The sequence below is a fragment of the Photorhabdus kayaii genome, from assembly GCF_025384895.1.
GTDB lineage: Bacteria > Pseudomonadota > Gammaproteobacteria > Enterobacterales > Enterobacteriaceae > Photorhabdus > Photorhabdus kayaii.
In genome coordinates this window covers 1-10613 of record NZ_JAJAFZ010000099.1, presented here as the reverse complement: position 1 = coordinate 10613, position 10613 = coordinate 1, and the positions used below count along the sequence as shown (strand labels likewise).

The 10613-nt window shown below is 41.3% G+C and carries 14 protein-coding genes and 4 pseudogenes; 11 read left to right on the top strand and 7 right to left on the bottom strand.

The window, feature by feature from the left end; genetic code table 11:
• Positions 1 to 344: 344 nt before the first annotated feature.
• The 3 genes and pseudogenes from LGZ98_RS22045 to LGZ98_RS22035 all read right to left on the bottom strand — a co-directional run.
• A complete protein-coding gene (locus LGZ98_RS22045; protein ID WP_113041392.1) occupies positions 345 to 653 on the bottom strand; it encodes a type II toxin-antitoxin system RelE/ParE family toxin in 309 nt (102 codons plus the stop codon).
• A gap of 17 nt (positions 654 to 670) precedes the next feature.
• On the bottom strand, positions 671 to 1135 hold the full coding sequence (locus tag LGZ98_RS22040; protein ID WP_011146606.1) for an antitoxin PaaA2 family protein: 465 nt from the start codon (positions 1133 to 1135) through the stop codon (positions 671 to 673).
• Between the two features lie 79 nt (positions 1136 to 1214).
• Positions 1215 to 1374, bottom strand: a pseudogene (locus tag LGZ98_RS22035) (IS5/IS1182 family transposase); the annotation flags it as partial.
• Between the two features lie 98 nt (positions 1375 to 1472).
• On the opposite strand from LGZ98_RS22035, the gene LGZ98_RS22030 reads away from it, so the two are divergent.
• The 6 genes from LGZ98_RS22030 (at position 1473) to LGZ98_RS22005 (ending at position 3588) form a co-directional block, all read left to right on the top strand.
• Positions 1473 to 1676: a type II toxin-antitoxin system VapB family antitoxin gene (locus LGZ98_RS22030; RefSeq protein WP_011146605.1), complete on the top strand. Its 204-nt coding sequence runs from the start codon at positions 1473 to 1475 to the stop codon at positions 1674 to 1676.
• Positions 1676 to 2053 (top strand): type II toxin-antitoxin system VapC family toxin, encoded by a 378-nt coding sequence (locus LGZ98_RS22025; protein WP_058588678.1) that lies wholly within the window; start codon positions 1676 to 1678, stop codon positions 2051 to 2053. The genes LGZ98_RS22030 and LGZ98_RS22025 overlap by 1 nt, the downstream gene beginning before the upstream one ends.
• 406 nt (positions 2054 to 2459) lie before the next feature.
• Complete coding sequence (locus LGZ98_RS22020; protein ID WP_262978591.1) at positions 2460 to 2585, top strand: hypothetical protein; 126 nt, start codon at positions 2460 to 2462, stop codon at positions 2583 to 2585.
• Positions 2586 to 2679: 94 nt separating this feature from the next.
• Complete coding sequence (locus tag LGZ98_RS22015; protein ID WP_146748061.1) at positions 2680 to 2937, top strand: AbrB/MazE/SpoVT family DNA-binding domain-containing protein; 258 nt, start codon at positions 2680 to 2682, stop codon at positions 2935 to 2937.
• A 1-nt stretch (position 2938) separates the two neighbouring features.
• Entirely contained in the window at positions 2939 to 3271 is a 333-nt protein-coding gene (gene pemK-mt, locus LGZ98_RS22010) for a type II toxin-antitoxin system toxin endoribonuclease PemK-mt (protein ID WP_146747606.1), read from the top strand.
• An 89-nt stretch (positions 3272 to 3360) separates the two neighbouring features.
• Positions 3361 to 3588 (top strand): S24/S26 family peptidase, encoded by a 228-nt coding sequence (locus LGZ98_RS22005; protein WP_011146600.1) that lies wholly within the window; start codon positions 3361 to 3363, stop codon positions 3586 to 3588.
• Here LGZ98_RS22005 and LGZ98_RS22000 read toward each other — a convergent pair.
• From LGZ98_RS22000 to LGZ98_RS21985, 4 genes and pseudogenes are all read right to left on the bottom strand, one after another.
• Positions 3557 to 3781: a hypothetical protein gene (locus LGZ98_RS22000; protein ID WP_041380083.1), complete on the bottom strand. Its 225-nt coding sequence runs from the start codon at positions 3779 to 3781 to the stop codon at positions 3557 to 3559. The genes LGZ98_RS22005 and LGZ98_RS22000 overlap by 32 nt on opposite strands.
• 57 nt (positions 3782 to 3838) lie before the next feature.
• Positions 3839 to 4102 (bottom strand): annotated as a pseudogene (locus LGZ98_RS21995) (plasmid pRiA4b ORF-3 family protein); the annotation flags it as partial.
• A 169-nt stretch (positions 4103 to 4271) separates the two neighbouring features.
• Positions 4272 to 4802, bottom strand: a pseudogene (locus tag LGZ98_RS21990) (adenosine deaminase family protein); the annotation flags it as partial.
• A 103-nt stretch (positions 4803 to 4905) separates the two neighbouring features.
• A pseudogene (locus tag LGZ98_RS21985) lies at positions 4906 to 5025 on the bottom strand (adenosine deaminase); the annotation flags it as partial.
• A 795-nt stretch (positions 5026 to 5820) separates the two neighbouring features.
• Between LGZ98_RS21985 and LGZ98_RS21980 the strand changes: the two are divergent.
• The 5 genes from LGZ98_RS21980 to LGZ98_RS21960 form a co-directional block, all read left to right on the top strand.
• Entirely contained in the window at positions 5821 to 6471 is a 651-nt protein-coding gene (locus tag LGZ98_RS21980; protein WP_113041394.1) for a Gfo/Idh/MocA family protein, read from the top strand.
• 27 nt (positions 6472 to 6498) lie between these two features.
• On the top strand, positions 6499 to 6960 hold the full coding sequence (locus LGZ98_RS21975) for a Gfo/Idh/MocA family oxidoreductase (protein WP_324251150.1): 462 nt from the start codon (positions 6499 to 6501) through the stop codon (positions 6958 to 6960).
• Positions 6957 to 8912 (top strand): carbamoyltransferase family protein, encoded by a 1956-nt coding sequence (locus LGZ98_RS21970; RefSeq protein ID WP_262978590.1) that lies wholly within the window; start codon positions 6957 to 6959, stop codon positions 8910 to 8912. The genes LGZ98_RS21975 and LGZ98_RS21970 overlap by 4 nt, the downstream gene beginning before the upstream one ends.
• An 8-nt stretch (positions 8913 to 8920) precedes the next feature.
• On the top strand, positions 8921 to 10150 hold the full coding sequence (locus LGZ98_RS21965; protein ID WP_113044400.1) for a DegT/DnrJ/EryC1/StrS family aminotransferase: 1230 nt from the start codon (positions 8921 to 8923) through the stop codon (positions 10148 to 10150).
• A partial coding sequence (locus LGZ98_RS21960) for a glycosyltransferase family A protein (RefSeq protein ID WP_262978589.1) occupies positions 10132 to 10613 on the top strand: 482 nt, incomplete at its 3' end. The genes LGZ98_RS21965 and LGZ98_RS21960, both read left to right, overlap by 19 nt.

Below are 10613 nucleotides of genomic sequence, written 5' to 3'. Positions count from 1 at the left end.
TTGGAAGTGGAGCATAATTATGAAAACTTATTTATTTGACTACGAAATTTAAATCGTAAACTTCTATTTGAATTTTATATTTCCCCAATGAATACAATTTTATATTTTAAATGGTTTTCTTTAGAAGTCTAAATCTTTGATTAAGATCACTAAAATAGTCGTTATGATGGATTTTTTAAATCTATACTTAATTTGTTGTGGTATATATTGGAACATTGTTAAATTAGACCTAGATAAATCTACGTTAATATTCTGTTGGTTGAAAAGGGAGAGCATAAAAAAGTCTGGGGCACTTGAGTTATTTACGCTCTCTATCTCCTGCAGGGAGATCTGCTGTCACCATGTCACGGCGTTTGCTGCGCCGCGTGTTTCACTCGCAAAATTTCGACGGTGCGCGCCTCGTCCAGCACGCGATAAAAAATAATGTAGTTCCGATGCGCGACCAGCTCGCGCACATAATCCGGCAGGCCGGGCCGCCCGGTGCGGCCAAGCTCCGGGTGCTGCGCAAGCGGCAAGGTCTTGTCGCGTAGCTCCTGACCGAAGCTGCCCGCCCTGGTCGGGTTGTCTTTGCCTATGTATCGAACAATGGCGCGCAAATCCTCGCGGGCCTTCGGTCGCCACTCGATGCGGTAAGGGGTCTTTGCCTTCGCCATAAATCAGCCAGCCGCGCTCAAGCGCGCTTCCTTTTGGCGGGCTTGTGTTCGGCGGCCAAGGCGGCAATATCGGCGTCCATCTCGGCCATAACCTCATCGTGTGAAAGATTCGGGCGCGGGTCGTCGATAGCATCCTGAATCTCGGCGGCCAGCCACTCCGAGTAGGCGGCGGCTTGGTGGGCCTTGCGCATTGCCTCGGCCCGGCCACGATTGCCGGCGGTTTCTTCTTTCTCGTCCGGGTTCCACTCACTGGCGTCGAACTGGCCGATGGTGATGCCTACGCCGCGCAACACGTTCAGGGCGGCAATGGGGTTGCCGAAACGGCGCGGCTCTTGGCTGCGGGCCTTCGCCAGCACAGCGGCGGCACCGCTGCGGGTTGCGATCTGCACAAGGAAGGTTCCGCCTTGCCCTTTCAGGGTCACACCTTCCACGCCGCCGGCATCGCTTGCGGCGCGTAGCTGCTCAATGGTCATGCTTTGCATGATTAACTCCTTATAGGGTGATGAAAGTAACAGGGTTGATTGTGCATGTTTTCTAGGAAACGTGCAAGCACCTAGACAAATCGGTGGTACTGACCTTCGTCTTTCTCGGCCGTTCCTTAAGGGCTGGCTTCAGGCTTTTTTTCCGACTGCTGCCCGGTCTTCATTGACGGCTTTATGCAGTCGTCAAAATAGGCGCCGGGGGGCACAGCACGTTGTTCACTCTTTGATTTGTGCGGATTGCAAGGTTGTCCCATGCCATTATTCTTTTCTTACAAACTGTTTTGATTCTATTTTTGATGTATATTATCATCAATATGTGAATCAAGGAGGTTATATTATGCGAACTACTGTCACGATTGATGATGCGTTGTATGCACAGGCACTAGAAATGGCCGATCCTGGCATGGATAAGGCTGATATTTTCCGTGAAGCGGTGAAAACGTTTGTTCGGGTGCAGGCAGCAAAAAGACTGGCTTCGCTCGGCAGCACATCACCTGATATGCAGATAGTTCCCCGTCGCCGGGAGGAGCCATCCGCATAATGACTATTTTAGTAGATACGTCCGTCTGGATTGACCATTTCAAAAACAGGAATGACGGATTGATCCAGTTGTTAAGCCGGGATCTGGTTCTGATTCATCCAATGATACTGGCTGAAATAGCCTGTGGTACTCCTCCGGCACCAAGACTGCGAACGCTTGGAGATCTGGGGCTGTTACCACAGAGTCATCAGGCCACTATCATCGAGGTAATGGCATTCATTGAAAACGAAAAGTTGTACGGCCTCGGATGTGGTCTGGTTGATATTACATTGCTGGCATCAACCTTGATAACACCAGGGGCAAGGCTTTGGACGCTGGATAGACGACTTGAGAAGTTGGCTAAACGTCTTAATGCGAGTTATCAGCCGATTCATTGACAGAATTTAAACCGCTCTGGAAACCACCAGAAAACCGGCCGGTTTTCTGGTGGTTTTCTCATTCTCAGGAAGGGTGGGCGGGCAAATCAGTAATGTGGTTTGATTCTCAGATAAAGTGATTTGGAACGGCTTTTCATTCTCACGCAATGTGGTTCAGAAAAGGGCATTTATTGCGCATCGGGGCAATCATCATTGCGCGTCACTACAGCTAGGAGCCGGGAAATATCGCGCATTGCGCACTGTAGACGTCAGTTTGTACAAAAAATAGCCTTCGTGGGATATTTTGTGCGCCGGGCAAAGGCTCGGCCTTTGAGACCATAGATTTTTATGCTCTACAAAGGAAATCGCTGATAAGATTTCTTCAAAGACTTAGACCATCTGATTATGCTTCAGATGATGGGAAATGATGAAATCATACAGCTATGTTCGTCAGTCATGGCGCTGTTCTGGTGTTCCTGCTGTGTATTTTCCTAGTCTACTGGCGCGGGGTAGCACTGCTGCCAGCAGTGGGCCTGCTACGCTTCTGGGATAAAAAGTTATATATTTATTTAACTTTTTAGTGTTGCCGCCTGGTTTATTTCCCTGTTGGATGTTATATTTATATATAACTTTTATGGAGGTGAAATATGCATACCACTCGTCTGAAGAGAGTCGGCGGTTCCGTTATGCTGACCGTTCCGCCGGCGCTGCTGAACGCACTGTCTCTGGGATCAGATAATGAAGTCGGCATGGTCATTGATAATGGTCGGCTGATAGTGGAGCCGCACAAGCGCCCACAATATTCGCTTGCTGAACTGCTGGCACAGTGCGATCCGGATGCCGAAATCAGTGCAGAAGATCGTGAATGGCTGGACGCGCCATCTGCAGGCCGGGAGGCAATCTGATATGGAGAGAGGGGAAATCTGGCTTGTCTCACTCGACCCTACCGCAGGCCATGAGCAGCAGGGAACGCGGCCGGTGCTGATTGTCACGCCAGCGGCCTTTAACCGCGTGACCCGCCTGCCTGTAGTGGTACCCGTTACCAGCGGTGGTAATTTTGTCCGTACCGCTGGCTTTGCAGTATCGCTGGACGGTGCCGGTACACGTACAACCGGCGTTGTGCGCTGCGATCAGCCGCGCACAATTGACATGGGCGCACGGGGCGGAAAGCGGCTTGAGCGTGTGCCTGCAAAAATCATGGATGACGTTCTGGCCCGACTGACCGTAATTCTTAGTTGAATCAATAACGTGAATATGTTGCCGGCATTGCCTGTTCCTGAATAGCTGCAATATACTGTATGTATAAACAATATTAGGAGGCTAATTTTATGGCGCTGGCGTTAGTTTATCCCCTGCCTTCTGATGAAGGCGACTCATTACCTTTCTTTGCCGAGTCCGTTGCGGCCGGTTTCCCAAGCCCGGCAGCCGGCTATGAAGCTAATGAACTCAACCAGCCTGCGGAAATCAGTAAATTGCCTCAAATAGACGCGTTAAGAGCAAAAGGTATACCTTTATGGATACCGATCATCCTATCGGCCACAGCCCGATCACAATAGGTTCCAGTTCCGGTGAATCAAGGTTGAGCCGACTTAATTGGCTATTAACCTTGGGCCGGTTGAATCTGACGGCATCAAGCGCCTCAACCAATGGACGGATCTCTCCGACCGTGGTCGTATCATCAGCATGAATAATCGCGTCAAGCAATGCCAGTGTCTTATCAGTTTCATCGGCTAACGTCGCGCCGGGCATTCTGTTTCCGGCCAGACAAAAAGGAGACTTCAGGTGAGAATTTTCGAGAATCGTTTCAATACGGATATCGTGAAGCCAGTGCTCGAAAAAGTTGTACTCGTAGGTAAAACGGTCACCGGCATCAAATTCAAAGTCACCCAGCGTAATTTTGTAGGGGTTATCAGGAAATCCGATCCCGCCGGAGTAGGAAATGCCGTAATTTTTGCCCTAAATACGGAATTGATGCAGATGATCATCCTGCCATCCCTGCACGATCTGAATGATATAGTGCAAAGCCGCTAAAGAAGTCTCGCCTGACAATCTGAATCGGTACCAGACCATTGGGCTGATACCTCGGAGGGCTACTTTCACAATATAAGATTTCATGGGGAGGTGTCTGATAGAATGATGTTCCTTTGCTCATTCTATCGTTGATTTAACACCGTGCACCACAGATTTTTATGGTCTCGATAATCAGGAATGGGAGATTCCATTCCTGAGCTATTTATGTTTAACGATTTGCTGCTTTCATGCGTAATGCCTGTTTTTCTGTATCACTGATAAAAGCAGTTTCCAGCCCATTTATCTGAGCCTGACGAATTTGAGCAATAGATAAACCTGCGGCAGGGGCGGCAATTTCATATTCATGGCGGATGTCGATGCCTTCAACGGCTGGATCATCGGTATTAATGGAAGCAAGAATACCTTTTTCCAGGAATTGTTTGAGTGGATGGTCCAATAAAGAATTGACGGTGCTGGTTTGAAGGTTTGAGGTTAAACAGGTTTCAATACCAATACGGTTTTCAACCAAATAATCCATCAATACGGGATCAGTAATGGCTTTTACCCCATGACCAATACGCGTGGCTCCTAATTCCCTAATGGCTTGCCAAATACTTTCAGCGCCAGCGGCTTCGCCGGCATGGATAGTTATATGCCATCCAACATCACGGGCTTTGGTAAAATGAGATTGGAAAAGATGGCCGGGAAAACCTAACTCGTCACCCGCGAGATCCAATGCAGTAATATGTTGCTGGTGAGCTAAATAACGTTTCGTAATTATGCTACACATAGCCTTCTTCAACCCATTGTTATACATAGAATTATGAGTGGTATAAGATTTAGCACTATTTTGAAATCTTATTTAGTAGGCTAGTTAATTCCTGAGTACAGGCTTGTTCACCAAAAGTTCTGCTCAAAATTCCGATAAGATGGATGTCGATACCGTTATTTTGACGGGCAGAACGGATACCATCAATAATTGCCTAATGCTATAATAGATATAACTTAGTCCATATTGTGGTTTGTGACTTTTGGCGATTGATCAGATCGCAAATATCGGACTGAGCTCCCTTCAAGTTATCTACTATTTCGAAATAATGAAATGGACACCTCTCAAAACAGGTTCCACCGAAATCAGTTTTCAATATGTTTCCTCCTATTCACACCAGTAATGGTGGTACGATAACTGTGATGGAAAATAATATGTTTAATATTTTACGCCATAAAATAATTAAATTTAATATATGGATTATAAATTAATATAATCATGGAATTGGTTTTTTTAATGAAAATGTTATCACAATTTGAAAATTGTATTTCTTAAAAATTTCATGGGTTAATTAGAGAAAACTTATAATAATTTTATGGAAATGCTTATAAGTGATTTATTATTGATAGGATATCATGTTAAATGATAGGTATAGATGTATATTTTTATAAGAAAAAGTGATTTTAATCTATGAATTGGATTTTTATTTTAAATATTTGATTGTTTTTTGAAATTTTATACTTATAATGAAGACGTATTGTAAGTGAGCTAATAAGTATTTACATTTATCTATTTCAATTATGTTGAGAAATATTAAATAGCATTTCGTAATACCGATACAGTAGTCAATTTGATTAGTGTCTGAGTAGTGGAAGTTTGATGCCTGATAAACAGCACTAATTCATGGTCTTTCTATAGCTCGTACTCCTTATTGTACAAGTCATTTTGCAAAGTGATCTACTATTTTGAAAGCTTATTTAGTGAGTATTAGTCTGAAAATGGAGGTGAGGTGAAAAAGTCAAATATTCTAATTGTTGGTTGTGGTTATGCTGCAGACTTCTATGTGTCAAATCTTAATGACTATGAGTGCCTAGATATTGTTGGTTGTGTCGATAGAGATAGCAATCGACTTGAAGCTTTCTCAAACTATCATAGTTTCGATACTTACTCTTCGGTAAGCGATGCGTTAGAAAATGTAAATGTTGACATATTGCTAAACTTGACGAATCCAGAAGAGCACTACAATGTGTCATTGGAAGCTGTGGCTAATGGAATTTCAGTATACAGTGAAAAGCCATTTACTATGGGCATTACAGAATCAAAAAAATTGCTAGAAGTTGCCAAAAATAATAACTGTATTATAACCAGTGCACCCTCCTTATTATTAAATCCCCCAATCATCAAGGTAATAGAGATATTGAGTTCTGGCGAAATTGGAGAAATACGTTTAATTAAGAGTGCTATTCATGAGGGACCAGTTCATAAAATGAACTTTGGTAGTTGGATCAGTCCTTCAGGAGCACTTTGGCCTGCAAAGAATGAATTTGAAGTTGGTTGTGGTTTTGAACATGGTTCTTATGTGATTGATCTAATTCTGGCTTTAATGGGGACGCCAGATAGCATGAGCTATAGCTCTGCCTTAATCTATCCAGATAAATAAGTTACAGATTCACCTGCCCCTGATTGGATTGATCTTACTTTGGAATATAGTGATAGTAGAAGAGCAAAAGTTGAGCTTAGCATTGTTGAAAGTGAGGATCATAGTTTTCGGGTGATTGGAGATGAAGGTGAAATAATAGTTGAAGATTTATGGATGGCGAATTCTCTAATAATTTTAAGGAAGAATAAAGAAGATAAAATCGATCGCCCAACAGAACATTTCTCTCGAAGAAAAACGATTCACCCCCACAAGATAGACAGAAGATATGATGATACTCACTTTATTGATCAAGCTACTGGAGTCTTAGACTTAGTCACTTCACTAAATTATAAATTAGAACCTTTACTTGATATTAAACGGTCTTTGGAGTCTATCAATATCATAGAAACAATAATGACGAATAGTAAATTTAGGCCGCTGACTAAAATGAATGAGACGTTATTAGATATCGAATTATTTTCATCAAGGATAAGGAGATTCTTTTTATGATAACTCTAGGGATTAGCGGTAGTTTCGAAACGTTTGAAACACCTGTTATTGGGGATATACCAAATTGGTTTGGTCATGATGCCTCTGCTGCAATTATTAAAGATGGTAAGATTGTTGCGGCTGTGGAACAAGAGCGTCTGGATAGGATTAAACACTCTAATCAGTTTCCTATTGATGCCATTGTTGAGTGCTTAAAAATAGCACAAGTTAAAATAACTGATGTTGACAAAATTGCATTTTATTTTGAAGAGTTAAATACAGACACTGGACTTGGCTTACAATATATTGAAAGAAAAAATCTCGAGGTCGAAACTTCTAGAGGTTTAATTAACAAGATACTTGTGCGTAAATTTGGTGAAGAAGTTAAAGATATCCCAATTGAATATGTACGTCATCATGATACCCACGCGATCATGGCGGCTGAAAACTCTGGCTTCGATAGTTCATTAGTTGTCACAATAGATGGAAATGGGGAAGATGAGTCTACATCAATCTACTCATATATCGATGGGGTTGTTAGAAGTATATATAGATATCCAGTTTCTTCATCACTAGGAAGATATTACCTCGATTGTATATATTTACTAGGATATGAACGATTTGATGAGTATAAGGTAATGGGGTTGGCTTCCTATGGAAAACAAAATCAATTTGATGAACTTTTCGAAGAGCTTATAAATTTTGAAGAAGGTGGAAAGGTTTCATTTAATCATACAAATATACCTGCTTACTTTTTAGATAGAGGTATTTTGCCAAGAAGAGAAAATGAATATATTTCAGAAAGTCATCAAAACTTTGCGCATTCCATACAAAAATACCTGGAAAAGATGGCATTCCATATAATATCTTTCTGGTCAAAGAAGCTAAATCAAAGAAATCTATGTCTCAGTGGTGGGGTAGCTCTAAACTGTACATTGAACGGAAAGCTCGCTTTCAGCGAATTGTTTGACAATATTTTTGTTCATCCTGCCTCACACGATGGTGGAAGTGCTGTCGGTGCAGCTATGTGTGCAATGTATCCTGACGCTAGGATTAATGGAAATAAACTCGAGAATGTTTATTTAGGACCTGATATAAATAGTAAACATGCGCTTGAAATAATAGATAGAAATCAAGATATCATAGAAATTATTAATACTGAAGATAAGTTTAAATTTCTTGCGAATGAAATTAGTAATGGCAAGATAATAGGATGGGCTAGAGGTAGAATGGAATATGGTCCAAGAGCTCTTGGTAGTCGTAGTATTCTAGCTGATCCCAGACCTATTGAATCAAAATATAGAACTAATCGAATTATTAAGCAGCGAGAGTCCTATCGCCCATTTGCACCCATGGTGTTGGTGGATGAAATTTCAGATTGGTTCCTAGTTCCAGATTGTAAAGTGAACTTGGAGTATATGGTATTTAATCTTCCAATTGTTAAGGAAAACCAACAAAAACTTGCAGCTATAACACATATAGATAATACAGCGAGAGTTCAAGCTGTTGGAGAATATAATAAGGACATCTACCAGCTAATAAAGAATTTTAAAGAAATTACAGGGGTTCCTATTTTATTAAATACCTCATTTAACGTAAATGCGGAGCCAATTGTATGTGACGCGTATGATGCTATACAATGCTTTTTACTTACAGACTTGGACTATTTGGTTGTCGGCGATTTCATTATTAAGAAAAGAATTTGTGGTGATAAGCTATACGAGTTATTGCGACCAATAAAAAAAGAGTTTGTAACTACCATCAAAAAAACTACAAATGAATCCTGTTCATATTACATCAATACAGCAACATATAGCGAACGGGTTACAGAGACAGAGTTGTCCTGTTTTGATGTCGCTGATGGCATTAAAACAATTAGTCAACTTCTATTTGATGGACGTATTCGAGAAGGCGATATCATAAGTGCCTACAAACGGTTGTTAAGCAAAAGGCTATTAAATTTGGTGTTATAGGAGGATGCATGAAACCTTTTGAGATGAATTGGCCGGTGTGCGATGTTGACCTACTAACTGATGTAGAAGGAGCACTTAGATCTACGCGTTGGACGTTGTCAGGCCAGTCTGAGACATTGCCACACTTTAGTACTCTTTTCTCAAGAAGATGGGCAGACTACATAGGTACTAAACACGCTATTCCATGTACTTCTGGAACGGCGGCGTTATCCATCGCGCTTGAAACCATTGGTATCTTGCCTGGAGATGAAGTCATAGTACCAGGTATGACTTGGGTTGCAGTTGCCCAAGTTGTATATAATCTAGGGGCTATTCCTGTTTTGACTGATATTGATCCTTTAACCGGACAAATATCAGAGAAGGCAATACGAGAGAATATTACCCAGAACACCAAAGCCATTATTTTGGTGCATGCTTATTGCGGCATGGTAGATGTGAAAAAAATTGGTTCTATTGCAAATAAATATGGTTTAAAAGTTATTGAAGATTGTTCACAAAGCCATGGGGCAACGTGGAAATCAAAGAAGGCTGGTTCTTTTTTTGACATATCTGTATTTTCTACCCAGCAATCAAAACTACTTACTAGTGGAGAAGGTGGGATTATTGCTACTAGCTCGGATGTTTACTATTCTATAATACAAAATTTGATGATGGATGGGAGAGCTAAAACTGATAGCGTAAATCCAAGAAATCTTATGGCTATTTCCGGTAATGGAGAAGTACAAGGAAGGAACTACAACATTACTGAGATGCAGTGTGCTATTTTGTTAAACGGTCTTAAAAGATTAGATGTCGAGAATGAAAAGCGACGTTTAAACGCCATGGTTCTTGATGATTGCCTTAGAAAAAATAAAATATGCAATATCCTTGACGCAGACGCAAATATTGATCAGAGAGTATATTGGCGTTGTGTCGTTGACTTCAACTGCGAAGTTAAAGGTGAACAAGCACAAGCAATATCGAACTATTTCTCAGAGAAATATCGAGTACCTTTTGAAAGGCTTGATAAACCTTTAAATAACAATCCACTCTACCAACCAAGTCGAGTTGATAGAAACAAGTATTATAGGCATTTCGAAAGACTGAATAGTATAAATTATAGGCTTCCAGGTGCTGGGAATTTTTACAATCGAACAATGGCGTTCCCTCACCAAGTGTTACTTCAGCCGAAGGATTGGATAGTTGATTTTGCAAAAGAGATAAATGAGGTTGTGCATAAATGTCAAGTTGGTTTGTGATTCCTCATTATGCAAAGAGCAAGCGAGATAATGATTATCTGGTTGAAACCTTATTTTCAATACATGCTCAGTCAACCCCAGATTGGTGCGTTGTAATAGTGGATGATAATTCAAGTTTCTATGAGCAATTGAATACCAGAATAAAAGACTACTTGCCGAACGATATAATTGATAATAGATTTCATTTTATAGTTAACGAGAAGAGGGGGGAGGTATCATCAGCAAGAAATATTGGTGTCAAATATGCTCACAAACACGGTGCCAATATCATTTTTTTTCAGGACGATGATGATATTTCGCATCCATATCGTATAGAGAAAACGTTATGTGCCGCAGAACAGATTAATCAATCAGACTTAATTATTAGCACAACCTTTACCGGAATCGATGAAAATGGTAATTCGGTTTCTCTCGAAAACTTTAGGAGTGATATGCTCGACGTCGCTGTTCAGCATAGTCGGTA